Genomic DNA, 16,722 nt, shown 5'->3' with positions numbered 1-16,722 from the left:
GGCCTTAGAGGACGTGGAAATGAAGCTCGATCGGGAGCCCCACGTGCACGGCCGAGGCCCCGAGGGTCTTGTCCGCGCTCTCGACACGCTCGGTCTGGAAGAGGCTGTAGAGCGCGATGCCGGTCCGCACCGAGAGCGTCGGTGAGAGCTGATAGCCGAACATTCCATACACGGACATCGCGACGCCGAACGTGCTCGACGCCTCGTCGACCTTCCGTCCGTCGGGGAGCCGGAGCGTGCGGTCGTTCGAGCCGAAATACGGCCCGATGCCGAGGCCCGGCAAGAACACGAGCCGCCGCGTGACGGGCAGCATGTAATGGCCGGTGAACTCGAAGAGCCCCGCGACCGCAGTCGCATCGCTGCCATCCTCACGCGTGAGGTTGTTGCCGAGCAGGCCGAACGAAGCCGAGACGAGCACCCGCTCGTGCACCGTCAAACCCACGGTGGGCGTGAGCCGGAAGAAGAGCGTCGTATTGCTCTGATCCTGGTCGAGGAGCGTATCGTTCGAGATGCCCGTGTAGCTGAACGCGCTCCGCCCGCCGAAGCTCCATTTCCACGGCGCGGTGGAGACTTCGGGCTCGGGCGAGGGGATCGGCACGACGGCGGGCAGCGAGGCCGCGGGCGGGGGTGGCGGGGCCTGTCCGCGCTTCATCGCCTCGTAATCGGCGAAAGGATCGGGCTGCGCCGCGGCCGTGAGCGAAACGGCCATGCAGGCCGCGGCGGCGAGCGCGGAGGCGGTGAGGCGCTTCGTCCTTCTCCTCATTTGACGCCCTCGACGAGCTCCATGTGGATCTCGATCCGTCGATTTTCCTCGCGGCCCTGCGGGGTGTTGTTGTTCGCGATCGGGTTTTCCGCGCCGCGCCCGTCCGAGATCAGGAGATCCGCGGGGACGCCGCGCTGGACGAGCGCATCACGCACCGCCGCGGCCCGCTCGGCCGAGAGCTTCTTGTTCGCCGCGCCGGCCCCCCAGCTATCAGTGAAGCCGATCAGCGACACGCGCTTGAACGCGGCCTTGTTCTCGATCAGCACCTTGGCGAGCTCGTCGAGGGAAACTTCGCTCGCGGGCGTGAGCGTCGTCCCCTTCGAGAACTTCACGGGCGGATTCAAGCGGAGCTGCGCGCCGAACCGCGCGACCCGCGTCACGCCGGCCGGCAGGATGAACTCCGGCTGCTTGGCAATCGTGTCCTTGAAGATCTTGTCTGCCTTGGCCGCGAGATCCTTCGCCGTCTCGTACCGTTTGTCGACGTAGGCGGCCTGGGCCGAGGCCATGTATTCGGTCGCCCGGATCCACGCCTCCCCGTCGATCGCGCGACAATTCCGGGTATCGCAGATCTTCTTCGTGATGTTCGCCTCGCGAAGGGCGCTGTCCGCGCCTTCGCGCAACGCTTCGAGCTTCTCGGCTTCGATCTTCGGATCCGACGCGTCTTTCTTGGGCTTTTGCAGCGCGGCCGAGAATTGCTCCTTGGCCTTGCCCGCGAGCTCGATCGCATACCCGAAACGCCGGTCGACGTAGGCTTGCCGCGCCGAGGCAAGAAGCTCCTTCGCGTTCGCGTACCCCGCGAGGTCACGCTCGCTGCATGCCTCTTTTTCGCAGACCTGCTGCCCCACGCTCGCCTCGCGAATGAGCGCGTCCGCCTTCCTCGTGCGCTCCTCGATCTCTTCGGGACTTCCCCGCTCTGCCGTCACCTCCGCGAGGGGTTCGAGAATGGAGGACGCGTCGTCGGCGAGACGCATCGCGTCGGCATATCGTTTCGCTTGCCAGGCGGCGCGCGACTGCGCGAGGAGCGCATCCGCCTCCTCGAGCCGCTTCTTCGCGTCGGGCGATCGAAGCTTTGCGCGGTCGCGCAGCGAGAGCGCTCGGAACACACGCTCGTAGGCCGGCCGCCATGAAGCGTCGACCGGCCCCTGTTTCTGCTGCGCAAGCTGCGCGAGCGCTTGCTCCATTTGCTGCATCCGGGCCGAGAGGAATTGCTCTTCGCGCGCCGCCGACCGTTCGTCGACGATTCGCACCGTCGTCCCCGGCGGCGCCGGCGGCACGGGCGGCGGCCCCTGGACGACATAAACAGGGGTCTGGCCCTGCGGCTGCGTGGGCTGCGATTGCGTGGGCTGCTGTGCGCTCGGATGTCGCGCCGCAGGTGCGGGCGCGGATGCGGGCGCCGCGGGCTTCGTGGCGACCTTCGCGGGCTCCGGCGCCTTCACCTTGGAGAGCACGACGAGCGCGCGATTGGCAAAGTCCTCCGCCTCCTCGTACGATCGTCTCCCGAGCCAGGAATCCGCATTCGAGAGCAGCAGGTTGCCCTGCAAAACACCCGGATCATTTGGATTCACGGCCTGCGCCCGCGCGCTCTCGATCTGCGCCTTCTGCATGGCCACGACCGCCTTCTTGCGGGCCGTCTCCTCCGCGTCCTCCGCGCGCTTCTGGCTCGCCTGCGCCGCTGCGGGCGCCGCCGGGATCGCGGCGATCACTCCGAGCTTGTCGCAGGCGCGGAATCGCTCGTCCGCGCGCAGCGCATACTCGTAGGCGTGCTCGTAATCGCCGGCCTGGAATCGCTTCTGCGCGAGCGTGAGCATCGCCTCCATCTCGCGGAACGGCCCCGGGCACCGTTGATCTTTCAGCTCGCCGAGCGCCTCCGCGCGCCGGAGCTCCAGCGACACGAGCGTCCTGTCCGCGAGCTCCTCGATCGACGGCGCCGCCCCGCGCGTCCCACCCGCGCGCGGGCGCGGCGGAGCGGCTCGTGGCGCCTCGACGTGGGCCGGCGCGACGGAGGGCGTATTCGCCTCCTCCGCTCGCTTCGGCTCCGGCCCGGGTTTGTCGCCCGCGGGCGTCGTCGCCCCCTTTTCCATCTCCGTGACGCTTCCGATCGCCGACACGAACGAAGCCGCCGCGGACTGCCCCGCATTCGCCGCCTCCGCGTACGACTTCACCTCGAACGCATCGATCGCGACCTCCAGCAATGCCTGCCCCTGCTGAAAGTAGACCCCGGCCGAACCCCCGGTCGCGCCTTTTTCGAGCGCCGCCGCCTGCTTCTCGCGCGCCCGGTCGATGGACCGCATGGCCCGGGCCGCCTCGGGCGAGCTCTTGCTTTGCTCTTCGAGATTGCGGAGCCGTGTCTCCAGCTCGATCTTCCGCCGCTCCTCCTCGCTCTCGCCCGCGGCCTTGTCGACGACCCGCAAAAGCCGCTCCGCCTCGTCGCGCTCGGCCAGGTTTTTCGCGGTCGTGAAGAGCTGGATGGCCTGGTATGCGTAGAGCGTCGCGCGCTCGGCGTCGCCGATGCTATGCGCCGACTTCGCGCGGCGAAGCAAATCACGCGCCTCCGCCACGATCTCGGGCCGAGCGATCTTGATGTCGCCGGCATCCTTGCGCGCGAGAAGGCGATCCGCCTCGGCGAGCGGGGCCGGAGGCGGCGCCGACGCGCACGCCGCGATGAGCAAGGCGGGAGCAACACGCGCCGCGAGGAGGAAGGCGCCCGGGAGCCGCGAAAGAAAGCGTGATCGTCTCATGCCATCACTCCGGGGTTTCGTCGGCCATCGGCGCGAGCGCCTGCTCCCTGCGTTTTGCGAGTTTGTCCTCCGCCCGGCGCCGCGCGTAATGCGTCTGGATCATCGAGAGCTGGCCCTCGGCGGTCGCGAGGTAGAGGTCGGCACGCTCGTCGACCTTGCCTTCCTTGGCCTCGGCCTCGGCCGTGACGATCCACGTCTCGGCCCGTTGCAAATCGAGCCGGACCTCATTCGCGAGCGGATCGGACTTCACCTTCTCGAAGGCGCCCCGAACGCGCAAGATCCGCTCGTTCACCTCGAGCGCCGTGGCCGGATAAGGCCCGTAATTGCGACCGCAGCCGGCGACCGCGGACAGGGAGACGCCGAGGAGCGCGGCAAGGACGATTCCTCGGGAGCGACGAACGAGCGAATGCATGGGCGTCCCAAGGCCTCCGGTCAGAAGATGGCCGCCTGGAGTCGCAGGCGGAACGTGTGGGCGAACTGATTCGGCACGACCGCGGCGGCGTCGCGCCGGAGGACGGCCGTGTAGACGACGGAGGCGAACCGCGAGAGGCGCAGGCTCGCGATGTTGTCCCACCGATAGATGGGCCGGTACGTCTCGCCGAGGAACTCGCCGAATTGGTCCGTGTCCACGAACAGGTCGAAGCGGCTCTTCACGGAGAGCATCTTGAACAACGTGAACCCGACGAGCCCCGACGCCTCCGCGCCGTAATCGAAGGAGTCCGTGAGCGCGATCAGATCGAGGTTCGAGCCCGAGCGCGCCTGCACGTACCGCCCGCCGCCGTAAAACGATTGCCGCATCGCAGCCCCGGCGCGGATGCCCAGCGTGATGCCCAGGAAATCGACCCGCGTCCCGAACCCCGCGCCCTCCTGGAAGAACAAGGGAAACCCCCCGGCGAACGTTTCCAGCTCGTCGTTCGCCAGATAATCCCCCTGCTTCACCACCTTCCCCTGCGCGTCACGCGTCGTCGCCCGGTACGGCTGCTCGTCGCGATACGTGGTGTTGAACAGGGTCGCGTATCCCATCGCGTGGGCATACGGGCCGAGGATGCCCACGACGCGATAATTGTAGAGCAGCTCCGCGCTCACCTCGTCGACGACCTTGCGGAGCGGGAACGCCTGCTCGACGGGCGAGGTCAGCGAAAGGACCATCTCGTCGACGCCGACATTGAGCTGGGCGAGGTGACGGCCCGAGTCGTACGCGCCCTCGAAGCTCGTGAATCCGCCGGCCATGAAGACGTCGCCGTTGTACGTGGAAAACTGGTTCATCCGCTGGGCGAACGAGACGTCGGCGCCGATGACCCATTGCACGCGCCACGGGCTCGGCTCGTAGTCGGCCTCGGGGCGCCCGAACTCGGTCCGCACGATCTTCCCGTCCTCGACGACGACGCGGTATTCGGTGAGCTCGCCGCCGCCGATCTGGATCGCGATCGAATTCTGGCTCGCGTTCGGGTTCGTACCGAGCGCGAAGATGTACCGCCCCGGCGGCAGGATCAGCGCCTCCGGCTTCGCCGCCTTGTCGACCGAGGTCGCGACCGGGCCATACACGCGAGCCCCGTCCGCGGACGCGACCACGTACTTGTCCTCGATCGGCGCCTTTCGATCGTCGACGAGGCTCACGCGGAGCACACCAAAATTTTGCGCCGCGGTGACGGTCATTCCTTTTACCACCGTCACGTCGCTCGAAGCCCGGAGCGCCTCGGGCCCCGAGCCCACGAGCACGCGGTATTGGCCCGGCGGCACGGGGATCCGCTCGCCGATGTATCCCCGCGCGACCGTCTCCCCCTCGTACTGCACGAGCACGCTCGCGCCGGGCAACCTCCCCGCCGGGCTCGGCACGAATACGGCGCCGTACCCGGTGGGCAGCGGCGTGATATCCATGTCGAGCTGATCCTGAACGGACATTCCGGAGGTGCGCTTCGGCGCCACGCTCGGGGTCGTCTGGGCGATCGCGGGCGCGGCGAACATCCCCCCGGCGAGGGAGAGGGCCACGCAAAGCGCGCCCGTGAGGCGATGGAAGACGCGGCCGTTTCGCGGAAATGGAATGTGCTGGTTCACGGCGGTCCTTCCACATCGTACGATCAAAACGCGAACAATGTCCAGGAACGGATCGGTCGTCGAGGCTTCCCCTCCGCCGTGGACACCTGGCGCAGCGGGAGCGAAAAATTCCCGCCGAGATTCCAGCACGTGGGTGGTTATCGCGGCATCGGATGGCGGCGTTCGATGAAGCGCCGGAGTACATGCATGAGACCTCTCCTCGTTTTATCCGCGGCGATGTCCGCCATGGTCCACGGTTCGAGCGCCTCCGCGCTCACCGTCGGGACGACCGGCGATCCCGCCGTCCTCGCGAGCACGATGCAAAGCAGCGGGAACGCGATCACCATCACGGGCGCGATCTACAGCGGCTCGAACCAGGCGGCCGCGACCTACGCGGAGGGCCCGCTCGGCATTGCGAATGGCATCCTGCTCACGACGGGCCAGGCCCATCTCGCGCTGCCCCCGAGCGACGACGGGAGCACGGGCGCGAGCAACGGCCTCCCCGGCGACCCGCTCTGCGACGCGCTGATCCCGGGCTTCAAGAGCTTCGACGCGACGAAGCTGACGATCACGTTCGACCTCGCGCCGGGCTTCGACGGTATCTCGTTCCAATCGATCTTCGGCTCCGAGGAGTACCCGGAGTACGTCGGGTCGATGTACAACGACGTCTATGCCGTCTACCTCGACGGCGAGCAGATCGTTTTCGACGCCCAGGGAAACTCCATCACGATCAACGGTCCGTTTTTCTCGTCCGGGGCCGTCGTCGTCGCGCCCGAGACCGAGACCGAATACGACGGATCGACGGGCCTTCTGACGACGCGCGCCCCGCTCGCCGGCGGCACGACCGGCCACGTGCTCGAGATCGTCATCTGCGACGCGGGCGATCAGGTGCTCGACAGCGGCGTCTTCCTCGCCGGCCTGAATGGCTGCGTCGGAAACGACTGCAGCGGCACGGTGCCGTGCCACATGATCGACAATGACGGCGACGGCACGAGCTCGTGCGATGATTGCGACGACACGAGCGCCGACGTGTATCCGGGCGCCGCCGAGGCGTGCAACGAGGTGGACGACGATTGCGACGGCGAAGTCGACGAAGACGCCGTCTGCTGCGGGGACGACGACGGCGACGGCATCTGCGGAGGAGACGACATGTGCTCCGGCACCGTATTGCCAGAGTCGGTCCCGACGGTGGCGCTCGGGGCAAACCGCTGGGCCGATACGAACGGCGACGGCGTGTTCGAGACGACGTCACCGAGCGGCAACGCCCCCGAAACATCGTACACGATGACGGAGACCGGCGGCTGCAGCTGCGCGCAGATCATCGAGGCGCTCGGTCTCGGGGACGGTCACACGAAATTCGGCTGTAGCATCAGCGCGATGGATACGTGGGTGAGCCTCGTGCCCTGACGGGCGACGTGAGGGGATCCTTGCGCGCTTGCGGTCGGAGCGGCGGGGAACCACGGGGATCCCCATGGACTTTCTCGATGACTCTCTGTTCCCCGAGAACCAGGAAAAGCTCGTCATCACCGTGGCGCCGTACGGACCGGAGTGGGAGCCCTCCGATTTTCCCGAAGACATCGCGGTGACGATGGAAGAGCAGGTCCAGAAAGCCGTGGATTGCTACAACGCCGGCGCCACGGTGCTGCACGTGCACGCGCGCGAGCCGGACGGCAAGGGTTCCAAGCGCCTGTCCAGGTTCAACGAGCTCCTCGCAGGGCTGCGCGACGCGGTGCCCGACATGATCCTGCAGGTCGGCGGCTCGATCTCCTTCTCCCCGGAGACCGAAGGGGAAAAGGCGAAATGGCTGAGCGATGATACACGCCACATGCTGGCCGAGCTCTCGCCCAAGCCCGATCAGGTCACGATCGCGATCAACACGTGCCAGATGAACATCGTCGAGCTGATGACCGAGGACGACTATGCCGGGAGCTCGTTCGCGCGGCCCGAGGTGTACAAGGCCTACCGCGAGATGACCGTGCCGGCCGGCCCGGCCTGGGTCGAAGAGCACCTCCGGCGGCTCTCGGCCGCCGGCATCCAGGCCCATTTCCAGCTCGCCAACGTCCCCCAGCTCGAGACGGTGGAGCGCCTCCTCCGCCGCGGGGCCTACACAGGGCCGCTCAACCTCACCTGGGTCGCCATCGGCGGCGGATTCGACGGGCCGAACCCCTACAACATGATGGAGTTCATCCACCGCGTGCCGAACGGCGCCTGCCTGACGCTGGAGACCGTCATGCGGAACGTGCTCCCCGTGAACACGATGGCGATCGCGATGGGTCTGCACACCCGCTGCGGCATCGAGGACACGTTGTGGCGGCGCAAGGGGCAGCGCATGACCTCCGTGCAACAAATCGAGCAGCTCGTCCGCATCGCGCGCGAGCTCGGCCGCGACGTGGCCACCGGCAAGGAGGCCCGCCGCATTTACAAGATCGGCGAGTTTTACAAGGATGCCGACGAAACCCTGGCAAAGCTCGGGTATGCGCCCAATCGCAAGGCAGGCGAGCGCGGGGTCCCGCGGCGCATGGCGGCCTAGCGAAGGCCAAGGGGGGCATTTCCATGGCCCACGCGGTTCGATTTCACGAGACCGGCGGCCCTTCGGTCCTCTGCTGGGAGGAGGTCGCCGTCGGCGACCCGGGTCCCGGCGAGGCCCGGGTCCGTCACGTCGCCGTCGGGCTCAACTTTGCCGACACCTACTTTCGCACGGGGCTTTATCCGGTGCCGCTCCCGAGCGGGATTGGCGTGGAGGCCGCCGGCGTGGTGGAGGCGGTCGGCGAAGGCGTCACGAACGTCGCGCCGGGCGACCGGGTGACGTATACCGGTTTTCTGGACACGCTCGGAGCGTACAGCACCGAGCGAACCCTGCCGGCGGCGCCCCTGATTCGGTTGCCCGAAAGCATCCGTCCCGAGACCGCCGCGGCCATGACCATGCGGGGCCTCACGGCCGCCTACCTCTTGCGCCGCATCTGGCCCCTGAAAGCCGGCGACAGCGTCCTCTTGCACGCGGCGGCGGGCGGCGTGGGCCTGATCGTATCGCAATGGGCGAAGCTCCTCGGCCTCACGGTGATCGGTACGGTGTCGACCGAAGCAAAGGCAGAAATCGCCCGCGCGCACGGCTGCGACCACGTCATTCATTACGGCCGCGAGGACGTGGCCCGGCGCGTGCGCGAACTGACGGGTGGGGCCGGCGTATCGATCGTGTACGACAGCGTCGGAAAGGACACGTTCACGGGCTCGCTCGATTCCCTGAAGCGGCGCGGGCTGCTCGTGTGCGTGGGCACGACCTCGGGCCCGGTGCCGCCGCTCGACGTATCGAGGCTCGCGGTCAAAGGCTCCGTCTTCGTCACGCGCCCGGCGCTCGCCGATTACATTGCCGATCCCGCGGAAAAGGCCGAGCTCGCCGGAGAGCTGTTCGGTCACGTCGCGGCGGGGCGGATCCGGATCGAAATCAACCAGCGCTACCGGCTGGAGGACGCGGCGCAGGCGCACCGCGACCTCGAATCACGCAAGACGACGGGATCGTCGATCTTCGTCGTCTGAAAACCCGAGAAATTCGACATGGAAACGTCAGCATCGTCCACTCCCGCCCCTGCCCGCGCGGCGACGGGCGGCACCATCGAGGTCGCGCCCTCGACCTGCACCATCGGCGCCGAGCTCAGCGGCGTGAGCCTCGCCGACGCCGCGCGCGATGACGTGCTCTTCGCGGAGATCCGGGCGCTCCTCTTGAAGCACCGGGTCCTGTTTTTGCGAGATCAGGACATCACGCGCGCCGACCACGTCGCCTTCGCGAGGCGCTTCGGCGAGCTCGAAGGCCACCCCGTCGCCGGCAGCGATCCCGACCATCCGGGGCTGGTCCGCATTTACAAGGACCTGAACAGCCCACCGGAGCATTACGAGAACGCCTACCACTGCGACGCGACGTTTCGCGAAGCGCCGCCGATGGGCTGCGTCCTGCGCTGCGTCGAGACGCCGGCCGTCGGCGGTGACACCATCTGGGTGAACATGGTCGAGGCCTATCGCCGGCTGCCCGAGCCCATCAAGCAGCAGATCGCCGGGCTACGCGCCAGGCACAGCATCGAGGCGACCTTCGGCGCGGTCATGCCCATGGAGAAGCGCCACGCGCTCAGGGACCGCTTTCCGGATGCGGAGCACCCGGTGGTGCGCACGCATCCGGAGACCGGCGAAAAGAGCCTGTTCGTCAATGCATTCACCACGCACTTCGTCAACTTCCACACGCCGGCGAACGTGCGCTTCGGCCAGGACTTCACGCCCGGGGCGAGCCAGCTCCTGAGTTACCTGATCAGCCAGGCGCAGATCCCCGAGTATCAGGTGCGGTTTCGCTGGAAGAAGAACAGCGTCGCGATCTGGGACAATCGCTGCACGCAGCATTACGCGGTCCAGGATTACTGGCCGGCGGTGCGGAAGATGGAGCGCGCCACGATCGTGGGCGACCGGCCGTACTGACGGGGTGCTGGGGGTCAGCTTTGCTCCGGCGACTCGCCCTCGCCCTCGGCACGCACCTCGGCGACCTCCGCCCACAGGGCATCGATATCGATCACGAGCCCGGCGCATCCCGGAACCGATTCAATCCGCCCGTCGGTCGACGTGACCTTGTGGATGTATTCGTTTTCGGGCCCGAGCTCGAGGATCTCGAACGATTGAAGCGCCGGGTCGACGATCCAGTACCACTTCACGCCGAACGCCGCGTACTCCTTCAGCTTCTCCACGCGGTCGCGCCGCGCATCCCGGGGGGTCGACGAGACGACCTCGACGGCGATGCTCGGGGGCACGCGGATCGGCCCTTCCGCGGGCGGGCGGCGTGCGCCGGCGAGGTACACCGTGAGATCGGGCATGCGCCCCCGCGTGGCTGACACCGCGAACTTCCCGGCGGACCCCGCGACCCGCGCTCCATGCGCGAGCGCCCAGGACCGAAGCAGGTGCGCGAGCCAAACGACGACGACCTCGTGGACGTACCCGGCCATCTCTTCCTCGACGAGCTCGCCGTCGACGAGCTCCCCCGGCTCGTCCTCGGGCAGCGCGGCCCACTCCTCGATCGTCATGCGCCGAGGGGACGCGCGGTCGGCATCGTGAGCGACGAAGCTCATGGGGGAAAGTCTACCGAACGTGGATGGGTGTGTCGAGGCGAGGGGGAAGCGGCGGAGAGGAGGGCGCGCGGGCTCTGCGGGGCGGGGCGAGCGCCGCGCCGGTCGATATCAGGCGTCCGCGGGCGGGAGGGGCTCTGCGGGGAGCGGTTCTTCCACCCCGTCGTCCTCGCTCGTGGCGGTGAGGATACCGGCCTCCTCGACGGCCGGGAAGATGACGTCCTGGGTTACGCGATCGCGCGGGAACGCGGCGCGGACCTGGCCCATGATCCGGTCGACGGTATCGTGGTGCGCTTCTCGGAGCGCGACCTCGAGCTTGAAGGCCTCGTCATGCGCAGTGAGCGCCGAAAGGTGCGCGGCGACGGCCGCCTCGAAGCTCGCGAGCGCGGCTTGTAGCTTCGGGAGCCACGCGGCGCGATACGCGTCGATGCCGACGACCTTCGAATTCGCCAGTCGCTCGACGAGCTCGCGCAAGGGTTTGACCTGGCGTTTCCCGACGGGGGCGAGGATGGGCCTCGAGCCCTTCGGAAAGACGCTCGCGCAGATACGCCCGCGCCTGCCACCGTCCTCCATTTCGGCGGCGCGGAGGGCCAACCGAATGACGCGCTCGACGCTATACTCGCCGAAGCGGAGCGCGGCGCGGGTCCTGATGACGGGGACATGCAGGGCATGGCGCTTGTCGTGCTGGACCGCGAGGGCCTCGTTGATGGTCTGGATATCGGCGGCGGCGGAGGCCATCTCGGGGAACGAGGAGAGGCCGGCGGCGAGCTCGACGCCATACTCGTAACGGACGGTCGACGAGGCATTGCTGCGATACTTGCGCATGAGGTCATCCCTGGGCCCGAGGCCCGGTCTGGTGGGTTTCGGAATCCCTGCCGCGCCATCGCGTCGGCGGGTCCCCGTTGAACGAGGGCCGTAGTTTTTCATTCGGAGAGGAGCAGGAGTTCGACGTCAGCAAGCGCCCGGGTGCTGGCTCGTCGGCCCGACGAGGAGGACGAGACGGGCCGCTGATCACGAACGCCGGGCTCGTCGGCGGCGCCGGAGCGACGTGAGAGGGTCGGCGCGGGTCAAGGGACGCGCGTCAAGGTTGCCCGTGCGGGTCCATCGCCGGGCGCACGGCGTACGGGAACGTTGCGCAAAGGGGTCGGCGCGCGATGAAAGGTGCACGGCGGCGTGGCGGGAAGCTGTCGGTGCAGAGATGAGGCACCCACGTCGTCGTGACACAACAGGATCTGCGCGCAGCGAGGGGCGCGGGAAATCCCGGCGCGAGGGAGTCGGCGCAGCGATGTAGGGGGGCGCGTCGACGTGGCGTGAGACGGTCGCAGCGTGGCGAGGGGGAAGGACACGAAGAAACGAGGAGAGAGCGAGGCAAGCGGCATCGTACAGCTGGAGCGTGAGGTTTCTGTAGTCGGGACCCTACGACTCAGGGTAGCGTGGACGCACACAATTCGACCCCACGGAGCCCACACGTGACCCCGTCCGCGCCGACCTCGCCACCCGACCGTGTTGACATCGTCTTCCCCCTCGCAGGCACGCTCGTTCCGCGAGATCACGGGTACGCGCTCTTCGGCGCACTCGCGCGGGTGCTCGGGGATCTGCACGGCGCGCCCTGGCTCGCGGTGCACCCGCTCGGCGGAATCCCGCGGCCGGATGGGCTGCTCGCGCTGCACCCGCGGCGCGGCTCGCTGCGCCTGCGCGTGGTGCCCGCCGAGATCCCGCGCGTGCTCGCGCTCGCTGGCAAGGCGCTCGACATCGACGGGCATCGCGTGCACGTCGGCGTCTCCCGCGTGTATCCGCTCCGGCCCGCGGAAGCGCTGACCGCAAGAATGGTGGTGATCAAGGGCTTCCAGGAGCCGGAGCCATTCGCAGAAGCCGTGAAGCGGCAGCTCGACGCGCTCGGCGTGACGGCGACGATCGAGATCGGGCGGCGCAGGGTGGTGTCGATCGCCGGGGACAAGGTGATCGGCTTCGGGACGACGCTGCGAGGGCTCTCCGAGGAGGGTTCGCTCGTCGTGCAACGAGCCGGGATCGGCGGGCGGCAACGCATGGGGTGCGGGGTATTTGGGCCGGTGGGGCGAGGGGCCGGGGCGTGAGCGCGAGCTCCAAGGCGAGCCCGGCCGTGCCGCGTCGCCTGCTCGCAAAGTCCTTCCACGGGCCGCGTGACGCGCCCCCCGACCACGCGCTGCTCACGCAGCACAGCCGCGACGTCGCGCAGGCCTGCCGATCGATCAGTCGCGTCGCTGGGCCTGCTGCGCTGCGCGCTGCGGGGTTGCCAGAGGCATGGCTCGATCGCTTCACCCGAGCGCTCTGCGCTGATGGGTGGATGCAAGATCTCGGCAAGGCGAACGAGCACTTCCAGGCGATGGTCGGAGGCCAGCCGGAGATCACCCAGCTCCTACGGCACGAGGCGATCTCGGGCCTGCTCGTGTGGCAATACGCGCCACTGCGCGCATGGCTCGATGAGCTCGGTGAGGATCTGGTGCTCGCCCTCTGGGGGGCCGTGGGCCACCACCGCAAGTTCGACGCGTCGCTCGCGCCCGCGCTCGGCGCGCCTGCGACGATCTACGCGGCACACGAGGACTTCAAGGCGATCCTCGAAGGCATGGCGGAGGACCTCGGCCTCGGGTCGCCTCCGAGGATCGAGCGGCATCTCGTGCTCGGACGTGCGCGCGCCGGTGCATGTGACCTCGACGTGAGCCGTGATCTCAAGGCGATGCAAGGCGACTTCAGGGATCACGAGGACACGTTCGCCGAGGAAAGCGCGCGGCGACTCCTCGCGCTTGTCAAGGCGTTCGGCATCGCGGCGGACGTGACAGCAAGCGCGCTGCCGCGACGTGTCGCGACGAACGAGCCCGTGGAGATCGAGCCGTTCGTCGAGGAGCAACTCTCGACCGGGCTCGACGCCGAAGCGCTCCGTCGGCTCGTGCATCGCTGGGCTTGGGATCGCGCGGCGCCCCCCGACGCGGAGCGAGACGAGACGCGGCTCCCGCCGGGGTTCATCGTGCGTCCGTTCCAGGAGGAGGTCGCGAAGTCGACATCGCGCTTGACGCTCGCGGAGGCAGGGTGCGGCTCGGGCAAGAGCCTCGCCGCGTACCTCTGGGCCGAACAATGGTGCGCGCGTTTCCACGAGCGAGGCGAGCGACCGATGCGGATGTTCTTCTGTCTGCCGACCACCGGCACGACGACGGAGCACTTCAAGGACTACGCGCTCGAAGCGGGCGTCGGCGCGGCCCTCGCGCACGGGCGGGCGAGGATCGACCTGCGCACGATCGCGCGCACGGCGCAGCAGGAGGACGCGACCGAGACAGCTTCGCGCGCGCAGGACGCGCTCGCAGCCGAGCTCGCGAAGATCGATGCGCTCTCGCTCTGGGACACGCCGCTCGTCGTGAGCACGGCCGACACGGTGCTCGGCGTCATGTCGAACGCGCTCCGCGCGCTCTGTGCGCTGCCAGCGATCGTGCAGTCATGCATCGTCTTCGACGAGATCCACGCGTTCGACGATCCGCTCTTCGGGCACCTGCTGATCTTCCTGAAGACGTTCCCAAACCTGCCCGTGTTACTCATGACGGCGTCGCTGCCCGAGGCGCGACGTCGCGCGCTCGCCGAAATTCGTCCCGACCTGGTGATCGTCCCCGGGCCCGCAGAGCTCGAAGCGCTGCCGCGGTACGAGCTGCGACGCGCAGACGACGAGGAGGCCGCGTGGAGCGCCGTTACGGCGCACGTGAAGGACGGGGGCAAGGTGCTCTGGGTGCGCAACCAGGTAGCATCGGCGAACGAGACGTACGAGCAAGGCCGGCGCCGGCTGCCGGGCGCGGCGGTCGAGGTGTATCACTCGCGCTTCCGTTACAACGACCGGAGCCGCCGACATCGCCGCGTCGTCGACAACTTCAAGGGGGGTCGCGGCGGGACGTTGCTCGTCGCGACGCAGGTCGCCGAGATGTCCCTCGATCTCTCGGCGGATCTGCTCGTCACCGATGTCGCGCCGGTGCCTTCGTTGATCCAGCGGCTCGGGCGCCTGAATCGCCGCGCCGATCCGTCACGGCCTCCGGATCCGAAGCCTGCGTACGTGTGTGCGCCGAAGGACGGGCCCAAGCCGTACGAGGCTGACGCGCTCCACGCAGGCTGGGCGTGGGTCGACCGACTGCGCGCGCTCGGCAGGCCCCTCAGTCAACGAGACCTCGCGGCGCACTTCGCGGGGAGCGCGACGGAGCCAGGCGTCGACCTCGATGCCGCAGAGAAGGATGCCTTTTTCGTCGGGGTGCCGGGGCATAGCGGCGTGTGGCGCACGCGGCCGGGGACGACCCGAGGCGAGGGGTACACGGCGAGCGTCGTGCTCGGCAACGATCTCCGCGCGTATCGAAACACACCCGGTCGGGACGTTCCGGACAGGGATTGGCTGCGCGAGCACGAGGTGGCGATCCCGATCCGAAACGAAATGTTCGGGTGGGATCGGGTATCAGGCGTGCTCATCGCGCCAACCGATGCAGTGCTTTACGATTACGACGAGAAGACACACGAAGGGACGGGCGCGCAATGGCGAGAGAGATGATCTACCGGCTGACCGACCCGGGGTACACGATCTACCATCGCGCGGCGCTCGGCGGGCTCGCCGCGACGGTGGAGGCCTGGGGCAAGAAAGGGCCGGAGGGGATTCGCGCGAGCGTGACGAGTGGCGAGGTGCGCCTCGGGTGGGGAGACGAACTCACGGACCAGGAAGCGTTGCGGCGGATCCTCGACGCTTCGTTCCGGGTGACGGACGACAAGATGATCGAGCTCGTCGGGCACAGGATCCCCCCGTCGGAGATCGGCTTGCGGCTCGCCATTCACAACGGGCTCTGTGCGACGTTCTTGCAGCACAACAAGATGCGGCCCAGCGTGCCCGGGGAGAAGGACGCGCGGCGTGTCTCGCTCCGGAGCGCGGACGGGGAGACCCTCATCCCCTTCACATACAAAGGCGTCGCGAGCTACGCACACCAGAAGGCACAAGGGACGGGACTCCTCGAATACAAGCCGAAAAAGGGCGAGCCGCTGGGCGCGCTGCCAAGGACGGCGACGATCCCGCAATCCGTCGTGCCCGGGGCGATGACGGGCGTGGCCGCGCTCGAGGCGCGCGCGGAGGAGGTCTTCCTGCTCCTCTACCTGATGGTCGGCAGCGTCGTGTTCCTTTTGCGAAACCGCGCCGCGGACGCACGGATGCAATCGTGCGTGGTGGTGCCCGACGTGGGTGACCTGCGGGCGTTCTCGAAGGTCATGCAAGCGCTCGCGACGCTGGGGAACGACGCGCCACGCTTGACGAGCGGATATCTCGGGCGAATCGTGGGCGGCGCCGAGGAGGCGGCGTTGCGGTTCTTGCTCGATTGGAAGGTGACCGAGGGCGTCGTGGAGCACCCGGGCATTGCCGGATGCCTGGCCGTGGCGATGGGCAAAGTCGCCTGGGACAAGAACCAGGTGAACCGGACGAGCAGTGTGCGAGTAGGGCTCGAAATACCGGAACTAGGCGTGTTCCAGGCCGCCGTCACGCACCTCGGGAAGCCACGCATGCTGAAGAACCAGAAGGGCGAGGGCTTCGCCGTGCCGCAGAGCCCGGTGCCGGAGCTCGTCGCGGCGAACCTCGGGGCCGGGAGGCGCTGGGTCGCGCATTTTCGGGCGCTGGTCGAGAAGAAACAGGATTACGAGCGGATGCGCTTCGCGCAGGGAGGTCTGAACAAGATGAAGGACGCGATCGAGGACGAAGACGAGCGCGCCGTGATTGCGGCGTTTCACGAGGCGTGGAACCGCGTGATGGGGGCGTTCGGGGAGCGCGCGCGGAGGGACAACGCATCATTCGAGCGGATGACGGAGGTGGAGCGCGAGCGGATGCGGAACGCGATCCTGCGCGCGAAGACCGCCGACGCGCTCGCGGGGTGGTTCCTCCGGTTCTGCGCGGATTCGACGAAGGGGGCCGCGCTGCCCACGATCAAGACCAACGCCGAACGGCTGCGAAAGTTCCTGTTCGACCCCCGCAACACGGACCGGCTCCAGAACCTCCTGCTCTTCGCGCTCGTGAGCTACGCGGGCGAGGGACCGAAGAAGACCGACGAGAAGGGATGAA

13 protein-coding genes are annotated in these 16,722 nt (G+C 68.2%); 7 read left to right on the top strand and 6 right to left on the bottom strand.

Annotated elements, in window-relative coordinates:
* Positions 1–4: 4 nt before the first annotated feature.
* The 4 genes from KEG38_RS02245 to KEG38_RS02230 are packed head-to-tail and all read right to left on the bottom strand — an operon-like array spanning position 5 to position 5,556.
* Positions 5–763, bottom strand: coding sequence for a hypothetical protein (locus KEG38_RS02245; protein ID WP_272417297.1), 759 nt, complete (start codon positions 761–763; stop codon positions 5–7).
* Positions 760–3,501 (bottom strand): OmpA family protein, encoded by a 2,742-nt coding sequence (locus tag KEG38_RS02240; RefSeq protein WP_272417296.1) that lies wholly within the window; start codon positions 3,499–3,501, stop codon positions 760–762. Before KEG38_RS02240 ends, KEG38_RS02245 begins: the two co-directional genes overlap by 4 nt.
* Before the next feature lie 4 nt (positions 3,502–3,505).
* Positions 3,506–3,913, bottom strand: a complete 408-nt coding sequence (locus KEG38_RS02235) for a hypothetical protein (protein WP_272417295.1) — start codon at positions 3,911–3,913, stop codon at positions 3,506–3,508.
* A gap of 20 nt (positions 3,914–3,933) precedes the next feature.
* Positions 3,934–5,556 carry a hypothetical protein gene (locus KEG38_RS02230; protein WP_272417294.1) on the bottom strand — a complete coding sequence of 541 codons (1,623 nt, stop codon included), beginning with the start codon at positions 5,554–5,556 and terminating at the stop codon, positions 3,934–3,936.
* Between the two features lie 186 nt (positions 5,557–5,742).
* Between KEG38_RS02230 and KEG38_RS02225 the strand changes: the two genes are divergently transcribed.
* The 4 genes from KEG38_RS02225 to KEG38_RS02210 all read left to right on the top strand — a co-directional run bounded on the left by KEG38_RS02225 (position 5,743) and on the right by KEG38_RS02210 (position 9,993).
* The gene (locus KEG38_RS02225) at positions 5,743–6,942 is read left to right on the top strand and encodes a choice-of-anchor L domain-containing protein (protein ID WP_272417293.1); all 1,200 of its coding nucleotides are present in this window, start codon (positions 5,743–5,745) and stop codon (positions 6,940–6,942) included.
* 64 nt (positions 6,943–7,006) lie between these two features.
* Positions 7,007–8,065: a beta-keto acid cleavage family enzyme gene (locus tag KEG38_RS02220; protein WP_272417292.1), complete on the top strand. Its 1,059-nt coding sequence runs from the start codon at positions 7,007–7,009 to the stop codon at positions 8,063–8,065.
* 23 nt (positions 8,066–8,088) lie between these two features.
* Positions 8,089–9,069 carry a quinone oxidoreductase family protein gene (locus KEG38_RS02215; RefSeq protein WP_272417291.1) on the top strand — a complete coding sequence of 327 codons (981 nt, stop codon included), beginning with the start codon at positions 8,089–8,091 and terminating at the stop codon, positions 9,067–9,069.
* Positions 9,070–9,087: 18 nt separating this feature from the next.
* Complete coding sequence (locus KEG38_RS02210; protein ID WP_272417290.1) at positions 9,088–9,993, top strand: TauD/TfdA dioxygenase family protein; 906 nt, start codon at positions 9,088–9,090, stop codon at positions 9,991–9,993.
* 14 nt (positions 9,994–10,007) lie between these two features.
* Here KEG38_RS02210 and KEG38_RS02205 read toward each other — a convergent pair whose 3' ends face one another.
* A complete protein-coding gene (locus KEG38_RS02205) occupies positions 10,008–10,634 on the bottom strand; it encodes a Uma2 family endonuclease (protein ID WP_272417289.1) in 627 nt (208 codons plus the stop codon).
* A gap of 108 nt (positions 10,635–10,742) precedes the next feature.
* On the bottom strand, positions 10,743–11,456 hold the full coding sequence (locus KEG38_RS02200) for a hypothetical protein (RefSeq protein ID WP_272417288.1): 714 nt from the start codon (positions 11,454–11,456) through the stop codon (positions 10,743–10,745).
* Positions 11,457–12,100: 644 nt separating this feature from the next.
* On the opposite strand from KEG38_RS02200, the gene cas6 reads away from it, so the two are divergent.
* The 3 genes from cas6 to cas8a1 are packed head-to-tail and all read left to right on the top strand — an operon-like array spanning position 12,101 to position 16,721.
* Positions 12,101–12,724 carry a type I-MYXAN CRISPR-associated protein Cas6/Cmx6 gene (cas6, locus tag KEG38_RS02195; RefSeq protein ID WP_272417287.1) on the top strand — a complete coding sequence of 208 codons (624 nt, stop codon included), beginning with the start codon at positions 12,101–12,103 and terminating at the stop codon, positions 12,722–12,724.
* Complete coding sequence (gene cas3 / locus KEG38_RS02190; RefSeq protein ID WP_272417286.1) at positions 12,721–15,180, top strand: CRISPR-associated helicase Cas3'; 2,460 nt, start codon at positions 12,721–12,723, stop codon at positions 15,178–15,180. Before cas6 ends, cas3 begins: the two co-directional genes overlap by 4 nt.
* Positions 15,165–16,721, top strand: coding sequence for a type I-MYXAN CRISPR-associated Cas8a1/Cmx1 (cas8a1, locus tag KEG38_RS02185; RefSeq protein WP_272417285.1), 1,557 nt, complete (start codon positions 15,165–15,167; stop codon positions 16,719–16,721). Before cas3 ends, cas8a1 begins: the two co-directional genes overlap by 16 nt.
* Position 16,722 lies beyond the last annotated feature (1 nt).

This window comes from Polyangium jinanense, from assembly GCF_028435265.1.
GTDB classification, from domain to species: Bacteria; Myxococcota_A; Polyangia; order Polyangiales; family Polyangiaceae; genus Polyangium; species Polyangium jinanense.
This window is presented reverse-complemented; position numbering and strand designations above follow the sequence as displayed.